We start from the raw sequence: 17,812 nt of genomic DNA on the forward strand, positions 1-17,812 counted from the left end.
TGTGAAGAAAGATCTCCGATCCCAGCTCCTGCGGCCATTGCGAGATGCTTATTTGACGGGAAACGAGAGCACAACAACAACAGGCTGCCGGCGTAATCGGCAGCCTGTTAATGCTAATAGGCAGGATAGTTCGGTGGAGAAGTTATGTGGGATGAGAATAACAAGCTTATTGATTTAAAGATACATTGATTCGTGGCCAAGGTTATTATTGGCTACTTATTCAGCCCCCCTATGAATAATCAGATTACCTATCACGTCTTAGGATTATTATCTATGATTATCCCACAGTGAAATGAGCAAGCCATTTCCATAGACATTTTAATCCCGTTAAGTTTATAATCAACGTAATCATAACAAATACATAATCAGAAGGAGGACGACTAAAAATGAATACGTTTTCAAAAAAGTTTTTATTATCTTACATGCCGATCTTCCTTCTGACGATAACAGTGCTGATTTTCATGTCATTTCTTGTTGTGAATGATCTTTCTAGAAGTGAAACTTCCAAAGCCAATCACATATCGACAAGCTATATTGTGGATACCGTTGATCGCACGATGAGTGAGATGGAGATGAAGGTTTTACAAGAACTGGAGTTGGAGAACTCCTATGACGATTTTCTTTATCCGTCCGGTAATACAAGGTCGAACGAGCGCTATTATGATGTCGTCAACAGCATGAATACCTTAGTCAAAAACTATGGTTTAATTGATTCCATTTATATTTATCGCAAGCAGGGTAACATTGTACTTACTCAGAGCGGTCTGGTTGAGCTTAACGCTTTCGCTGACTCGGACTTCCTTCGTAAAAGGCTGCAGGAGCCCGAAAGTCGCGATTGGAGTAAGGTCCGCGAGTATCCGGCAGCGAATGGGCAAAATCCGGTGCAGGTAATCTCTCTCACCCGATCATTACCAATTCCATTTGGCCAGGATGGGCTAATGGTTGTCAATGTCAGCACGTACCGATTGGAAAGATTGATCAATGACCTCATCAGCGGGAATGTTTCTTATCTCGACGTCTATGATGAAAGCGGTAACCAAGTGTTTGAATTTTTGGGCAAAGGTTATTTGAAGAAGGGTAAAGTGCTCACGACCATTCATGCGGAACACCTGAACTGGACCTTCCAAAGCGGTATTCAGGCCGGTCAGCTTTTTTCCTGGGTATCCTTGATCTCCTATATATGGATTGTAATTGGAATCGCTACCATAATTGGAGCAATGGTGTATCTCTTTTACGTTACAAGGCGAAATTATCGGCCTATTACAATGATGATGAATCGGTTGCAATTCCTCCAACTTCAAAATAATAACCCTAAGCTCTCTTAGAAGGACGACCTTGCCGTAATCAGTTATGCATTGGAGAATCTGATTGAACAGACGACCGATTATGAGAAGGAGCGCCGGAATAATGAACGTGTCCTTCGCAGACAACTATTCCGTGATTTAATTGAAGGGGAACACGCGGGGGACTTAAGCGAACGTATGAAGAGCATGCAGCCCTTTGGCCGGGATGTCACCCCTTGCGGATTCACTATTTTTATCGTCGAGCTTAATCGCTATGGTCAATTTCAACAGAATTTCTCCCCCTCTGATCAAAATATTCTCAAATTCGCCGTGATGAACGTATTGAACGAAATCATTAATGACCATCACATGAGCGGCTGGATGGAGTGGATAAGCAGTGACAAATTAGGAACCATCGTTTGTTTTAAAGAGGATACTCCTGACAATACTATTCTTAGAACCGTTGGTGAAAAGTGCCATGATTGGATCAATGAACATCTGCGTATTTCATTAACGATGGGTATCGGATCCGTCGTGAAGAAACCGGAAGAGATCCATTCTTCGTATCAGGCTGCTAGCTCCGCCCTTCATCATAAGCTCTCTCTTGGGCAGGAGGCCGTTGTGATGAGCGATGATCTGCCCGGACAATCACACTATCACAGATATCAATATTTTCAGTCCATGTCTCAATTCGTTCGTGAATTCCGATTGGCGGGGGATGGCTGGCGGATAAGATTGGATGCGATTTTTCAGTCTTTTATCAATGACAATTTAAGAAATGAAGAAATTCACTTGCAACTTGAGACCTTGATGAAGATACTGGAGCGAGAAGTTGGAGAGTTGTCGGAGAACTTGGCAAGCAAGTTCAAAGGCAAGCTGTGGGAGGAGATGTGGACTTCCCTCATACAGGCCTCCAGTCTTCATGAAGTTCAGAGGATCGTATCGGATTGGTTGACGGAATTATTCCAGACTTATGTATCGGTGAACGAATCTAAGAGTTATAGGGCCTTGATTGAGGAAATCAAAAAGTACATTGAGAACAATTATTCCAACCCAGATCTTTCGTTGAAGCATCTGAGTGACCGGTTTCAAATTTCCGGAAAGTATGCCAGCTACTTATTCAAAGAAGAATTCAATACGAAATTCGTTGATTTTCTTGTACATCTCCGGATGAATCGTGCGGAGTCATTGCTCGAGAACACCAACGACACGATCCAGGATATTGCCATGAATGTGGGATATGCCAACGCCATTACTTTCGGCAGGGTTTTCAAGAAAGTTGTTGGTGTGACGCCTGGGGATTTCCGCAAGTTGAAAAATACAGAGAAAAAGTATTAAGTTGCTTATTCCCCAGAATGTTAGTTTATTCTGAGCGGAATAAGCTTTTTTTTGACCAGCTTGTGCCATTTTGGTTTATCAGGAAAATTGTTTATACCGGCATATATCGGCTTCCAAACATTTATTCCCGGAACGTTAGTTGTTCTTGGGTTAATCATGAGGAACGAATGCCTTTGTGGTTTATTTTGAAAAAAGTTTATTCGCGCCTTCATCGTGGTTCAAACGGTTGAGGTTTATCATGTGAAACTAGTTTATTGTCGAAGTCAGCATAAAAGCGCAATAATGTGTTCCAGAGGCAGTTCCACAAACGGGTCGGCTTCGGAGAGCTAAGACAAATTTAAAAAGAGGGTAAGGTGAGGCATTCATGCAAAAAAGAAAAACGAAGAAGTTCGCCGTACTAAGTCTTTCCATGTTATTTGCAGGCATGACCGTATTGACCGCTTGTTCTTCTGATAAGAAAGAGCAGGCAGGCCAGAGCGCAGCTCCGGCAAGCAGCAATGCTCCAGCCAAAGCTGGCAACTTGAAAGTGGAGATCTGGGATCGCGGCAATCCGCCGGAAGGTGTCACGATTACGAACTCGTTCCTAACCAACTTTGTTAAAGAAAATTTCGGCAAGCCGAACAATATTAATGTTGAGTTTGTTCCGGTGCCGCGAAGTGAAGAAGTACCCAAGCTGAATGTTTTGATGGCTAGCAACACGGATGTTCCTGATATCGTGGTCACATACGATAAAGGTACTTTCAGTAAATATGCGTCTCAAGGCGGTTTGACAGAGCTTTCAGATTTGTTGAAGCAATACGGTTCGAATGTCAGCAAACTCCTTGGACCTGAAATTTTGAATGTTGGTAAATACCAAGGGAAGCAGTATGCGATTCCGGCGAAGCGAGCGGAAACAGGCAAGTATGCGTCTTTCATTCGTCAAGACTGGTTGGATAAATTGAATCTCAAGGCTCCCACAACGACCGATGAACTTTATAACGTATTAAAAGCTTTTAAAGAAAAAGATCCGGGACAAACAGGCGGCAAAGTAATTCCTCTTGGTATGAGTATTGCCCCTGCCCAGTACGAGCCTATTATCTGGTCCTTTATCGGTAATATGAGTGATCAAGAGCGCTTCGAGAAAACGCAAATTCGTGAAATTCCGTTGCTGGATCCGGGCTTCAAGGAGGCCATTCGGTTTATGAACAAGCTGTACAACGAAGGCTTGATGAGCAGAGACTTCGGTTTGGATAAAAATAAAGAAACATTGAATAAAGATATTTCCAACGGCAAAGTTGGTTTCTTCAGTGAGGATACCATCAACATTTACTACAACGATGGGACTTACGATGCTCTGAAGAAGAACGTCCCGACTGCGTTGCTGACTCCAGTGGATGCGTACACCAATAAAGACGGTAAACACGCTAAGCCGCTCGATGCTCCGAACGGTATGTACATCATGATTCCGAAGTCGAGCAAAAATGCTGTCGAAGCCGTTAAATATCTGGATTGGATGGCGTCGGGCGACAATCTGTTAACCATGCTTAAAGGGGTTAAGGGTCAGAACTACAATTTGGATGCTAATGGAATTCCGGCAGTGATCGACAACGTGGATGCTAAAGCTAAAAACAACACGTACAGCGGCGGCGATATGGGTATTCTCGCTAACGGTCTTGTTCTTGATACACAAGAGAAAACTGACGCAGCTTTTATTAAAAACTTCCCAGAAAGATATCAAAGCGATGTTAAAAATGTGCTTAAATTCGCTGTCACAGACGGGATTAAACAGATTATCTCGCCACGTCCGATTGAAGCTGAAAACAAATACGGAACAACATTGATTGCGAAAGAGGAAGAGCTGATCGTAAAAGCAACAATGGCGAAACCAAGTGAATTCGATGCTACATTCGACTCGATGATGAGTGGCTACATGTCCAGCGGCGGTCAAGCTATTGCTGACGAACGCAAAGCAGCATGGAAGGAAATGCAAACAAAGTAACTGGAGGGTAAGCCCGCGGTTGCACCAAATCAAAGGAGCGTGAAGTAGGCGCTCCTTTGATTTTAATAGATTGGGTCTTAGGGGAGGAAGCAGCTAATATGAACGTATACCTTCGACGATACTGGCAGCTGTATGCCTTAGTCGCATTGCCGATTGTTTACTTTTTCATCTTTAAATATGGACCGATGTATGGCGTACAAATTGCATTTAAGGATTTCAATTTTTTCAAAGGGATTAACGGAAGTGATTGGATAGGTTTTGAGGCATTTCGGGAAGTATTCAAAAATCCTGATTTTGTCAAGGCGCTGCGTAATACGTTTATGCTGAATTTTCTTGATCTTCTGGTATCTTTTCCAGCACCGATTATTTTGGCTATCATCCTGTTTGAAATAAAGGTCGTATGGTTTAAGAAGCTTTCCCAAACGATTTTATATATTCCCCATTTTATATCCTGGGTCATTATTGGCGGTATCGTTTACCAAGTTTTCGGCAATGAATCCGGCATGATTAACAATATAATCACCGGTATGGGCTATCCATCCATCCCGTTTCTATCGGATAAAAATTACTGGCTGATCACCTATCTATTAACGGGGGTATGGCAAAGCGCCGGGTGGGGAACGATTCTGTATCTGGCAGCTCTAACGGGAATTAACAAGGAATTATTTGAAGCAGCTGAGGTTGATGGAGCGGGAAGGATGAAGCGCATCTTGCATATCACGCTGCCGGGAATCAAAACAACCGTGGCAACGCTTCTGATTCTTAACCTAGGCAATATGGTATCCATCGGCTTTGACAGACCGTATATTATTGGAAATCTGATTGTTCGTGATTATTCGGAAGTTTTAAGTACGTTCGTGTATCGAGTCGGACTTGAATCCGGACAGTATACACTGGCCACAGTGGTCGGATTATTTCAGGCCGTCGTAGGGTTGATTTTCTTAATTGGAGCTAACTTCGCTTCCAAAAAGTTGACGGGTGACGGCATTATTTAAGTGAGCTGTAGAGGGGAGTCAGTACGATGAATGAACGGGCAGTAAACCGGGTATATGATACAGTTTTTATTGCATGCGTGGCAGTTAGCGTAATGCTCTGTCTTATTCCTTTTATCCATATTATTGCGGTATCTTTGAGCGGAACAACACCTATTACATCCGGTAAAGTTTCCTTATGGCCGCTTGAAGTGAACTTGGAATCGTACAAGAAAGTGTTTACGAATATGGCGATGATTCGTTCCTTGGGCTTTACGATCTTCTTGACGGCGTTAAGTACGGTATTGTGTATGATCATGACCATCGCCGCCGCGTACCCTTTATCGAAGAAAGAGCTTAAGGGGCGTTCAATCCTCATGGTGATCATCATTTTTACCATGTTTTTTAGCGGAGGCATGATACCGGAATATATTTTAATGCGCAGCCTGAATCTGCTGAACTCCGTATGGTCTTTAGTGCTGCCCGGTTTAGTCAGTGCATTTAATCTAATCATTCTCATTTCTTTCTTTAATAGCATACCTAAGGCATTGGAAGAGTCTGCGGAAATAGACGGATGCAGCTACTTCGGCATGCTGTGGCGGATTACCTTGCGCTTGTCCATGCCGGCGCTGGCCACACTGAGTCTTTTTTATGCGGTGGGAAGATGGAACGGATTTCAAGATGCTTTAATGTATATTACGAAGCCGGAGCTCTATCCGCTTCAATTGAAGCTTTATCAGATGATACAGAACAGTCAGGTCAACGACCTGATGAGACTGGAAGGCAGCCAGATGCAGACAGTTGTGCCAGAAAGCTTAAAAGCCGCTACTGTTATATTCTCTACAGTTCCGATTCTCATCGTTTACCCTTGGCTGCAGCGCTATTTTGTTTCCGGAGTTATGCTGGGCGCGGTTAAAGAGTAAAGGGGGAGAATAGATGAATCGGATAAATAAATCACCTTTTTCATTCTCTACCTGTTGGAATATCAAGAAACATGCAATCGGCCGTTCAATGATCGAGGAGATTCGTTCTCTTGGCTTTTCGAAGGTAGAACTGAATTATAACGTGACGAAAGACATGCTTACGACGATTGAGCCCATGATCGAACGCGGCGAGATAAGCATTTCCAGTGTCCATAATACATTTCCACATGTGGCCGATCCGGATTATGGAACGGATTCGGTCCTTCTCGGCTTCGAAGACGAGCAGCGGCGCCAACGTGCCGTTCAATTGCTCCTTCGTTCCGCCGAATATGCCCATAGATACGGCGCAGAAGCCGTTGTCGTTCATCCAGGTGAAGTTCCCTTTGATTTCAATATTGATCACGAGCTGAAGGCCATTTATAAGTCGGAAGGGCCGGATTCGTCCGCTTATCGCGGGTTGTGGAAGAAAATGATCGAGCGGCGGGAAGCGCTGATCGAATTTTATATACAGAACATTCAGAGAAGCCTGGAAGAAGTATGTAACGAGTCTGTTAAACGGGGTTACAAAGTTCAATTCGGTATTGAAACCAGATCACGCTGCAATCAAATACCGACACTTCAAGAGGCCAATACCATCATAGATACGCTGGCTGGAGCGCCGCTTGGACTCTGGTATGACATTGGGCATGGCATCATGATGGAACGAATGGGACTTTACGATAACGCACGCGAAGCGAATGAGATGATTGGCAAAATCGTAGGTATCCATATCCATGAGACGATCGAACTGTCAGATCACTGGTGCCCGTACTTGCATAGCGGGGATATGACGTATTTTGATAGGTTCCTTCCTATCATAGCTGCAGCTCCGATTAAAGTTTATGAGCTGAAAGCTGCTTGCACACCTGAGGATATTGAACAGAGTCATCGGATATTGCTGGATAAACTTGAAGCGCAAACAGGATTTGCGTCCATGGAGAAAGAGGGTAAACCGTATGGTCTATCATAAGCTAGTGAAGATTAACGATCAATGGGTGCAAGAGGCTTTCGATCGTCAGGTAATGGATAACGAAAGCCGCTATTTCGGAGGCGTTGTTGATCCGGCAACAGGGATCCCATGGCCCAGTCATACGAATTCTCTCATGATTATGGGTTTATGGGCAGCTGCTATAATCAATCCGGATTCTGCTTATTATCACGACAACGTCCTGTTGAAACGACTAAATAAACTGACGCGTTTTATGTTGAAATTCCAACATGATGACGGCACCATTTCACCAGGCTGGACCAACTATCATTCGCCACCTGACACAGCTTTCAACGTGGTAGGACTATCCCAAATCTACAAGCTGCTCACGTTAAGCGACTGGCAGCCGGCCGTGTCCGTTGCAGCCGATGTTCATCTTTTTCTGGGGCGGACGATTCCTGCCCTGCTAACAGGCGGCATCCATACGCCTAATCACCGTTGGGTGATCTGCTCAGCCCTTGGGTCCTTATACGATATCTTCGGAATCGAGGCGCTCAAGGAACGCGCTTCGGAATGGTTGTCCGAAGGGCTGGACATCACGCCGGACGGAGAATGGACGGAGCGCAGCAACGGTATTTATAACGCGGTCAGCGACATTAATCTTTACTATGCTGCTCGGTATCTGGAGCGGCCGGAGCTGCTCGAGAGTGTGCGAGCTAATCTGAGGATGATGATGTATTTGGTTCACCCTGACGGTGAGATCGTGACGGACTATTCGGGACGTCAAGATTTTGGACAAAAGTTCACGCTTGCCGACTATTATTCCATTTATCAGCTTATGGCGGTCCATGACCGGGATCCTTTGTTTGCGGCCATGGCCAGCTTGGCGGGCGAAGCGATTACCCATCCGGGCGCCCTTCCGAACAACGCCATGCTAAACCTATTGCTTCATCCGGCTTTGCGGGAGAACTCGGTGCAACCGGCGGAGCTTCCTACCGAATACCGTAAAATCATCAATGGCGACTTCAATCGCTCCCTGTACTTATCCAAAATGGAGCAAGCCGGTCATAACGGTAAAATCTCGCACAGCAGCTTTCACCCGGAATTCGGCGCCCCGGTGGCTAGACACCGGATCGGCAAAACCAGTGCGACTGTCATGACGGAGGCTACCTCTTTCTTCGCGTTACGTCACGGCCATGCCAGACTGCTAGGCATTCAAGTAGGCTCCAACTTTGAGCCTGGCACGATCAAGTTCAAGGAGCTGCAGGAGCGCAGTGGTGCATACCTACTGAAGGCGCAAGAGAAAAAGGGCTATTATGGCCCAGTCCCGCAGGCGGAGCTTCCCGAAACTGCATCGGAATCTCTAAGCCCGTGGTACCTGCTCCCGCATCACACACGGTCCATGACCCATGAACAGACGCATGAGACATTCGTTGAAGCGGCAGAGACCAAGGAAGGATGGACGCTGCGTGTTCGGTCAGACAAGCCGGCGGATGTGTTAACACAGGTTGTCTTTCTTTTCGGAGCGGAGGGGACGCTGCATACCGATGGCTGTGAGCCCGTCGGTGAAGATACAATCATGTGGCGTAATGGCAGCGTCAGATACGAGAATAAGGGGGATTGGATTGAAATAGAGGGTGCTGCTTCTGAGCATTCGTCAACAGCCATCCGCAATATGGTTTATCCGAGGGGCTGTCAAATGCTGCTTGTCAATCTGATTACACCGATCAATCATACATTCAATATTCGGGTTTCACCGAATGCTGCTTCGAATGGTTAGGAGAGATAACATGACTGTTTATTTTCACGAACAAGAAAGCGCCCATTACCGCTTTGGCGACAATGCCGCCGAAATCCTGAAGGTTCTGGCGCAGCGGTACATCGGGGCCAATCCTCAAGCCGGATTTGTCTACCGTACATTTCATCAATCAGGTGTGCTGCAAAATAAGGAAGGTCTGTATGAGATCGACCTAAGCCAGCGGTTTCCAAACGCCAAGCCGGGGCAATGGGCCTATGGTGCAGGCGTTGTTTGGAGCGATGAGGAGCGGAATCTGGATATCATCATCCGCTGCCTAGGTCCGGTCCGCTTCTTTTTTAACGGCAGTCTAACCTATCGCTCCAATGTCATAGACGAGATGAGTCCGGACGCAAGCGTGAAGCTGAACATCACCTTTACAAAAGGCTGGAACACCTTGTTCATCAAAATGAAGCATACACCTGCCGGCTTTGGCTGTTTGATCGGATCGGATGAAGCCAAAGTCCGCATATTGAGCGTACTGGCTCCGTTTAAGGAAAGACAAGGAAAGGCGGGATGGGTACTCTCCGCTCCTGTGGACAAGGATGTGGTTCTGGATGAAACCGCGCTGCCTGACCTGCTATCTTATGAACAGAATAGCGGACTAAGCTGGTTTCCCGAGTACCAGTGGAACGAGGAAGAACGTGAGCTTCCTTCTTTGGAAAGAATGTATGGCCGCGAGCCGGGCAAGTTTGCTTTTGCTTGGACCCGTTTTCGTCAGCATTTAGCCGGAAGCCATCCTGTGAATATGGTTATCACCTCTTCGGGCCCCATTACGGTATGGATTAACGGAAAAGAGACGGTGAAAGAAAATAGTGCCGGACATTATGCACTTGAGGTTCCGTTATCTAACGGAGTATACGATTTGCTTGTGAAAAGCATTTGCGGTGAAGGCGTTTGGGGTTATACGTTAACGGCTTCCATAGGCGGCACTCCCATTGATCTATATGCTCCCCATCAAGTGCATGGATCAGGAGATGCGGCTTGGCTGTATGTCGGACCGTTCCAAGCGGAGGCGGAACCCGAGCTAAGCGATTTGCAGCGAACAGACCGTTTGTATGCGACAACAAGAGAAGTAAAGGAAAAGACAAACTACGCTTACTGGCGGCTGGACCTTCCTCATGCCTGGATTCGTCCTTATTATGAGAACTCTATGCTGAGCAACAAATGGACTGTAGGCACAATGACCAACTATGCCCGTTGGGATTATCCGCTCGGTGTTACGATTTACGGGTTGCTTCAAACAGGACGTTTTCTCCATAGACCGGACATGATTCGTTATGCCACGGAACACGTTCAAGCATGTACGGATATGTTCGAGTATTCTCTCTGGGACGCTCAGCAGTATGGCTTTCCCGCTATCAACCAGCAGCTGGTTATGATGAAAATGCTCGACAACTGCGGTTCCTTCGGCTCAGCTATGCTCGAAGCCTACCGGGAATGCGCCGATAACGCCTTTTTACCTGTGGCCTCCCGGATCGCGGACTTTATGTTGAACAAGTTGGAACGTCGTGAGGACGGAGCGTTTTACCGAACGTGTCCGGGGGAATATTCAGCGGATACCATGTGGGCCGATGATTTATACATGAGTACGCCGTTCTTGCGTCGTTACGCTGAAATATCGGGTGATGCCCGTGCGCTGGATGAAGCTGCAAAGCAGTTTTTACGATTTAGAAATTATTTGTTCATGCCGGAGCAGCGGATTATGTCCCATGTTTATGATTTTAAGTATGGGCGTGCAACAGGCATACCATGGGGCCGCGGAAACGGTTGGGTGTTGTTCTCCTTGACGGAGGTTTTGGAAGTTTTGCCGGAGACGCACGAAGATCGACCAGCGCTGCTCGAATTTTTTAATGAGCTGTGTGAAGGTTATTTAGCTCTGCAATCGGCCAGTGGACTATGGCATCAGGTGTTGAATGCTTCAGAAACCTATTTGGAAGCGTCGTGCACGGCGATGTTTGCCTATGCTTTTGCTCGGGGCGTCCGTTTTTCTTGGCTTCGCGAACCCAATCGTTATGCGGAGGCCGCCTTTTTAGCATGGAACGGTCTAAGCCGAATCGCCATAGACCGCCAAGGCAACGTACACGGTGTGTGCAGCGGCTCTAGATATGCGTTTCATCCCGAATACTACAATGAGGATCTTCGTACTGTAACCAATGATAATCATGGAATTGGTATTATGATGCTGGCTGGAACGGAAGTCGCGAAATTGAAGGGTTACTTGTCTTAAACACAGTTTGATTCTAATTGCATTAGTTATTCAAAAAAAAAATAGAAACAGCAGTTCAAAGGTACTTTGGACTGCTGTTTTTATATGCGCCTAGTTCGCCAATACCAGACTATTTTCTTTTCATACGATATAGCTTTTGCGGGCGGCCAATTGATCCGTATTGAAGGAATTCATCAACGATGCCTTCTTTTGCTAAGTATTTCAAATAATTGCGTATCATTATTTTGATTTTTGAAACCGGAGGAGGACCTTATAGTAGGAATCCATTCCCTCTTGACGCTATGTGGATATTTTCATCAATTACAAGTGTCCCATTTTCCGGGAACTGAACCGGATAATCATTGACACCCCAAAACAATAGATGATACTATTAAATTGTTAATATATAAAACCTTGGTTTATTATAATAAACCATTTTCTTGGGGGCACTGAAACATGGAAAGGAAATACTGGGTTCCTGCGTTGGAAAAAGCGAACGATGTGCTGATGCAAATATGCGAGCGGCCCTCTGAGTTAAAGCTGATCGATTTATCCAAACGATTGGAAATAAACAAAAGCTCCATGTTTACTTTGCTGAACACAATGGAAGCGCTTGAATGGATTGTTCGCGAAAATGATGCTACCTATTCGCTAGGATCTAAACTGGGTTCTTGGGGTAACGCGTTCTTTAAACAGTTCAGTCTTATTGATCGTTTTCGAAAGGAAGCAGCTGTTACGAAGCACGTTATTCTCGAGACGATTCAGTTGGCAAAGCTGGAGCAGCACGATGTATTGTATCTCGCTAAAGAAGAGATGCCATCTCCTGTAAGGATCTCTTCAGAGCCGGGCATGAAGCTGCCCGCTCATGCGACAGCTCTTGGCAAAGCGATGCTTGCGTGGCTCGATCCTGCTGAATTTGATGCACTATATCCGGCAGATGAGCTTGCGCCCAGCCTCACCCCTCATACACTGAGATCCCGGGAGGTGCTGCACCACGGTCTGGTTGCCGTACGGGAAGCCGGATGTGCGTTCGATCTGGAAGAGGCAGTGATGGGCTTCTGTTGCGTTGCCGCTCCGGTACGTGACGGAGAAGGGCGGGTTGTCGCCGCGATCAGCTGTTCGATGTTCAAGCACGATTGGGAGCAGAAGCGGGAATTGGCCATGAATGAAATTCGTGCACTGGCACAAAGGTTGTCACAGTCCTGAAGCAATAAGAGTAAGCCAAACTAAAATTTGAATGAGGAGTTGAACACAATGAGGCTGCAGAACAAAATCATTCTCATCACCGGTTCCGGTTCAGGGATCGGGAAAGCAACGGCGCTTCTGTTCGCCAAGGAAGGCGCGACGGTTATCGTCAACGATTTGGCCGCGGATAAGGGCCAAGAAACCGTAGATGAAATTACATCGGGGGGCGGTTCGGCTGTATTCATTCAAGCCGATGTGACCATCCCTGAATCGGTGAAGTCGATGGTGGACGAAGTGATCGCAAGGTTTGGCAGGATCGATGTGTTGTTCAACAACGCCGGTGTTAGCGGTGTTGGCGCCATTCACGAGGTGGAGCCGGAAGCGTGGGACCGTGTGATCAACATCAATATCCGCGGCGTATTTTTGCCGAACAAGTACGTGATCCCTCATATGATGGAGCAGAAGAACGGCTCGATCATTAACATGTCATCATGTATCGCGGAGATCGGCCTGGCGCGCCGCGCTTCCTACTCGGCAACGAAGGGGGCCGTGCTGGCTTTAACGAAATCCATGCAGGTTGATTACGCGCCTTATGGGATCCGTGTGAACGCCCTGATGCCAGGAACTGTTCTTACGCCATTTGTTGAAAATTACTTACGCACCTCCTACGACGATATTGAAGCAGGCTACGAATCGCTTAAAAAGCGTCAACTTAGTGGCGATCTGCTTCGTCCGGAGGATGTGGCCAAGGCGGCGCTCTTCCTCGCATCGGACGATTCGAAATTCATGATGGGCTCTCCGCTGTACATTGACGGCGGAGTTGTCTTCGGCAAGAACGGCTAATTTATAATCGGAGGCTAGAGATAATCCTATGAAACTACTAACTTTTATTGAGAACGGATTGCAGCAGTTAGGCGTAAAAACAAACACCGGTGTTGTACATATTGCTAAAGCGTTACAAAGTGTGCCTGCGAAGGGCAGCGTTCCGACAACCGTTCACCAGGTCATCGAGGGGGGCGTAGATGCGGTATCCGCACTGCAGGCTTATGTGGACGAAGCGCTGGCTGCCGGCGGAAGCTTCATCCTGAACGAGGAAGAAATTACGTACGGTCCGTGCGTGACGCATCCGAATAAAATGATCTGCGTCGGACTTAACTATCGCAAGCACGCGGAAGAAACGAATGCGCCGATTCCGAAATTTCCGATTTTGTTCAACAAATTCAACAATACACTGACCGGGAACGGTCATGACGTCCCGCTGCCGATTAAAGTGACCGACAAGGTGGACTATGAAGCGGAGCTCGTTATCGTGATCGGTAAGGAAGCCAAGTATGTCGCAAAAGAAAATGCACTGGACTACGTATTCGGCTACTGCAACGTCAACGATTTGTCCGCACGCGATTTGCAGATGAGAACTCATCAGTGGCTGCTCGGCAAGTCGTGCGACGGATTCAGTCCGCTCGGTCCGTATCTTGTCACAGCGGATGAGGTAGGCAACCCGAACGATTTGTCTATCCGCTGCATCGTGAACGGTGAAGTCCGTCAAAGCTCGAACACTTCGGATATGATCTTCCATTGCGATGAGATCGTCAGCTACATCTCTCAGCACATGACGCTGGTGCCAGGCGATATTATTCTTACAGGCACGCCAGAAGGGGTTGTTCTTGGGTATCCGGAGGATAAGCAAGTGTATCTGAAGGACGGCGACGTTGTGACTATCGAGATCGAGAAGCTCGGATCTTTGACCAACCGGATGGTAAACGAACAAGCCTAATTATGATGCAGTAAAGGAATCGGACCAGTCTTGGTTGGTCCGATTGAATGTATGAACGCACGTCTGATAACCTGGACGCTTACAGTTAAAGCCGCTAGCCGGATGATCATATGGAACATTAATGTTAAGAGAATAGCACTTCGCGAGAATAAAGAAAATCCTCCAACAACACTAAGGAGTGATTTTCTTTATTTCCACATAAGAATTTTATTAGTTTCCCGACTTGGTCAGATAACGAAATTCTTATTGGCAAATAAACCTACCTCGAATCGCGGTCGTTCATCTCCGAAAGACTTCGAAAGAGGTTTATCTCATATCAACCGAAACACATCATTCAAGAGAGGTGCATCATGAAAGTATCCTTATTCATTACTTGCCTAAGTGATGCCATTTACCCCAGGGTTGGTGAAGCGATGACCCGGCTGTTAGCCAGATACGGCGTTAAATTGGATTTCCCTACAATTCAAACGTGCTGTGGCCAACCGGCCTATAACAGCGGGTATTGGGATGAAGCGAGGACAACGGCTAGAACGATTTTAGAGGCATTTGAAGATAGCGATTTTGTCGTTTCTCCATCTGGATCTTGTACTTATATGATTCATCATTATTCAAATCTTTTTAAAGATGATCCCGTTTATTTGGATAAAGCGTTAGAGCTTCAAAAGAAAACATATGAATTTACTCAGTTTCTTGTTCAAGTAATTGGTGTTACGGATGTCGGCGCGGTGTTTCCGCATAAAGTCACCTATCATCCGTCCTGCCACGGCAGCAGGCTGCTTGGCGTCAAGGATGAGCCGATGGAGCTGTTAAAAAATGTGAATGGATTACAATTTGTGCCGCTCCCTTTTGCTGAAGATTGCTGCGGGTTTGGCGGTACTTTCGCTGTGAAAATGGCGGATATTTCCGGAGCTATGGTAATGGAGAAAGTAGACCATGTGAAAGAAACGGAAGCGGAAATTCTAGTAGGTCTGGATATGGCGTGTTTAATGAATATCGCCGGCAATCTGCGTCATCGCAATGAGCCCGTTAAGGTCATGCATTTGGCTGAGTTGTTATATGAAGGAGTGGTTCGGTCATGAGCACGGCGCATACGGCCCCCAAAACGGTAAAAGAACGAGCGGACCTGGCGTTAAATGATGAGTTTTTGCGCAAAGCGGTTCGTTTCACGACCGAGAGATTGCGTAGCGGCAAGAAGAATGCCTCGGAAGAACACGGCAATTGGGATGAGTGGCGGGAAAGAGGAAGACAAATCCGGCTGCACACGATCGCCCATCTGGACTTTTACTTAAATTTATTCGCCGATAACGCTCGTGCCAATGGTGTTCATGTCCACTTCGCCGAGACGTCGGCGGAAGCTGTGAAAATCGCTTTGGCTATTGCCGAGCGCAAGGCTGCCAAGTCCGTTGTGAAATCAAAGTCTATGGTAACCGAGGAACTCCACTTGAATCATGCTCTAGAATCGATCGGGGTGGAAGCTATTGAGACGGATCTTGGCGAGTATATCATTCAACTTGCCGGCGAAACGCCTTCCCACATTATTATCCCGGCCATTCATAAGAACAGGTATCAGATCGCGGATTTGCTTTCTGAAGTAGCGGGAGAGTCGCTGCCGCCGGATACTTCGATTCTCGCGGGTTTCGTTCGCAAGAAGTTGAGGGAGAAGTTTCTCGAGGCTGACATCGGAATGACGGGCTGTAACTTCGCGATTGCGGAGACGGGGTCGATGGTTCTTTTTGAGAATGAAGGCAACGCCCGCATGGTAACGACGGTTCCCAAAACGCAAATTACGTTAATGGGTATGGAACGCATCATTCCGTCCTGGTCTGATCTGGAGGTGATGGCCACTTTATTGCCTCGATCGGCGACCGGTCAGAAGCTGACCGTCTATATGTCGGGCATAACGGGGCCAAGAAGAGAGCTGGATGCCGACGGTCCGGAGGAAATGCATATCATTATTGTGGATAATGGACGTTCTCTCCAGCTTGGTGATCCGGAGTTCCAGGAATTGCTCAATTGCATCCGCTGCGGCGCTTGTTTGAATGCTTGTCCCGTCTATCGGCATATCGGAGGCCATGCTTACGGTGGAACCTACAGTGGTCCAATCGGTGCTGTTTTAACGCCGGCCTTAAAGAAAAACGTAGCCGAGTGGGATGATATCGCGGGTGCCTCGAGCTTGTGCGGCGCCTGTTACGAAGCATGTCCGGTCAAAATTCCATTGCACGATATGCTTGTTTCTTTACGCCGCCGCAAGGTGGAGAGCGGACACGGCAATTTGTTGGAATCTGTCGGGATGAAGGGCTTCGCGACGGTGATGGGAAGCTCCGGCCGGTTTAAACGTGTTTTGAAGCTTGGCAAAATAGGGCAAAAGCTTGTTGTCCGAAACGGAGAAATACGTTCGAAGCTGGGCCCTTTGAAAGGCTGGAACACGTACAGGGTTGCGCCGAGCTTGCCGAAGGAGTCATTCCGAGATCAATGGGGGACGCTGGAACAGGAAATTCGACATGGCTTGCAGGAGATGGATCCGGCCGTTCGGAAGCGGATGGAAGCGATCGTGAATGAACGAGAGAATGGCGAAGGAGGCCGTACGCATGGCTAATACGCATCAGGAATGGCTGGATCAGCTTGAAGCGGAATCGCGGGTAAAGCAAGAAGCCTTTATGAACGGTATTGCCGGCAAGCTTGGAAGACCGCGAGTGACCGAGAAACCGAATCATCCGTTTCGGGGAGCGCCTGACTTCTGGAACGCATTTGAATTGCCGATTGCAGAGCGCATTGAGAGGTTTACGGGAAATTTTCAAAGTGCCGGCGGGCATGTGGTCAGGCTGGCGACGATGGAAGACGCCAAAACGTTCATTGTGAGCAAAGCTCTGGAGACGAGTGCAAAATACATCATCCGGCAGGATCAGCCGGAGCTTGGCGCCCTTGATCTGGAAAAAGAGCTGCCAGATGCGAAGCTGACGGTATGGAATCACGATCAGGATGAGGACTGGAAGGCTCGTGCCGCAGAAGCGGATATTGGCATTGTGTTCGTTGATTATGCAACCGCGTATACAGGATCGATGACAGTTCTTTCCTCCCGGGCAAAAGGTAGGTCGGTTAGTCTTCTTCCTACCGTATTAATGGCCATTATTCCTGTGGAGAAATTGGGGACACGCCTCGGGGAAACGCTCATTAATTTTGATCTTGCCGGAAGAGAGAATTTGCCTGCGGGTATTCATTTCATTTCGGGGCCAAGCCGTTCGGCGGATATCGAGAATGATCTCACCATTGGCGTGCATGGGCCAGGGATTGTTTATGCACTAATTATAGGATAACTTTCTACTCATTCGGGAGGGAGCTATTCATGTTAATCGGCATATCCTTAGAGCTTTGTACCATAACCATCATTT

At 47.1% G+C, this 17,812-nt stretch carries 14 protein-coding genes; all 14 read left to right on the forward strand.

The features are described from left to right. The first annotated feature begins 386 nt into the window (after positions 1 to 386). The 14 genes from NYR53_RS10800 to NYR53_RS10865 all read left to right on the forward strand — a co-directional run bounded on the left by NYR53_RS10800 (position 387) and on the right by NYR53_RS10865 (position 17,737). Positions 387 to 1,325, forward strand: coding sequence for a cache domain-containing protein (locus NYR53_RS10800; RefSeq protein ID WP_261305157.1), 939 nt, complete (start codon positions 387 to 389; stop codon positions 1,323 to 1,325). A 30-nt stretch (positions 1,326 to 1,355) separates the two neighbouring features. Next, positions 1,356 to 2,621: a helix-turn-helix domain-containing protein gene (locus NYR53_RS10805; RefSeq protein WP_261305158.1), complete on the forward strand. Its 1,266-nt coding sequence runs from the start codon at positions 1,356 to 1,358 to the stop codon at positions 2,619 to 2,621. A gap of 364 nt (positions 2,622 to 2,985) precedes the next feature. Further along, on the forward strand, positions 2,986 to 4,599 hold the full coding sequence (locus tag NYR53_RS10810; RefSeq protein WP_261305159.1) for an extracellular solute-binding protein: 1,614 nt from the start codon (positions 2,986 to 2,988) through the stop codon (positions 4,597 to 4,599). A 98-nt stretch (positions 4,600 to 4,697) separates the two neighbouring features. After that, complete coding sequence (locus NYR53_RS10815; protein ID WP_261305160.1) at positions 4,698 to 5,594, forward strand: ABC transporter permease; 897 nt, start codon at positions 4,698 to 4,700, stop codon at positions 5,592 to 5,594. A gap of 26 nt (positions 5,595 to 5,620) precedes the next feature. Continuing rightward, complete coding sequence (locus tag NYR53_RS10820; RefSeq protein WP_261305161.1) at positions 5,621 to 6,493, forward strand: carbohydrate ABC transporter permease; 873 nt, start codon at positions 5,621 to 5,623, stop codon at positions 6,491 to 6,493. A 13-nt stretch (positions 6,494 to 6,506) separates the two neighbouring features. Then, the gene (locus NYR53_RS10825; protein ID WP_261305162.1) at positions 6,507 to 7,502 is read left to right on the forward strand and encodes a sugar phosphate isomerase/epimerase family protein; all 996 of its coding nucleotides are present in this window, start codon (positions 6,507 to 6,509) and stop codon (positions 7,500 to 7,502) included. Then, a complete protein-coding gene (locus NYR53_RS10830; protein WP_367618639.1) occupies positions 7,441 to 9,240 on the forward strand; it encodes a hypothetical protein in 1,800 nt (599 codons plus the stop codon). The genes NYR53_RS10825 and NYR53_RS10830 overlap by 62 nt, the downstream gene beginning before the upstream one ends. Before the next feature lie 10 nt (positions 9,241 to 9,250). Beyond that, positions 9,251 to 11,485, forward strand: a complete 2,235-nt coding sequence (locus tag NYR53_RS10835) for a glycoside hydrolase family 88/105 protein (RefSeq protein ID WP_261305163.1) — start codon at positions 9,251 to 9,253, stop codon at positions 11,483 to 11,485. A gap of 435 nt (positions 11,486 to 11,920) precedes the next feature. After that, positions 11,921 to 12,670: an IclR family transcriptional regulator gene (locus tag NYR53_RS10840; RefSeq protein ID WP_261305164.1), complete on the forward strand. Its 750-nt coding sequence runs from the start codon at positions 11,921 to 11,923 to the stop codon at positions 12,668 to 12,670. Between the two features lie 48 nt (positions 12,671 to 12,718). Beyond that, the gene (locus tag NYR53_RS10845; RefSeq protein WP_261305165.1) at positions 12,719 to 13,492 is read left to right on the forward strand and encodes an SDR family NAD(P)-dependent oxidoreductase; all 774 of its coding nucleotides are present in this window, start codon (positions 12,719 to 12,721) and stop codon (positions 13,490 to 13,492) included. Positions 13,493 to 13,520: 28 nt separating this feature from the next. Continuing rightward, a complete protein-coding gene (locus NYR53_RS10850) occupies positions 13,521 to 14,423 on the forward strand; it encodes a fumarylacetoacetate hydrolase family protein (RefSeq protein WP_261305166.1) in 903 nt (300 codons plus the stop codon). 350 nt (positions 14,424 to 14,773) lie between these two features. Then, a complete protein-coding gene (locus tag NYR53_RS10855; protein WP_261305167.1) occupies positions 14,774 to 15,502 on the forward strand; it encodes a (Fe-S)-binding protein in 729 nt (242 codons plus the stop codon). Then, complete coding sequence (locus NYR53_RS10860; protein ID WP_261305168.1) at positions 15,499 to 17,019, forward strand: LutB/LldF family L-lactate oxidation iron-sulfur protein; 1,521 nt, start codon at positions 15,499 to 15,501, stop codon at positions 17,017 to 17,019. The genes NYR53_RS10855 and NYR53_RS10860 overlap by 4 nt, the downstream gene beginning before the upstream one ends. Beyond that, on the forward strand, positions 17,012 to 17,737 hold the full coding sequence (locus NYR53_RS10865) for a LutC/YkgG family protein (RefSeq protein ID WP_261305169.1): 726 nt from the start codon (positions 17,012 to 17,014) through the stop codon (positions 17,735 to 17,737). Before NYR53_RS10860 ends, NYR53_RS10865 begins: the two co-directional genes overlap by 8 nt. Positions 17,738 to 17,812: the final 75 nt, after the last annotated feature.

Source organism: Paenibacillus andongensis, from assembly GCF_025369935.1.
Classification (GTDB): Bacteria; Bacillota; Bacilli; order Paenibacillales; family NBRC-103111; genus Paenibacillus_E; species Paenibacillus_E andongensis.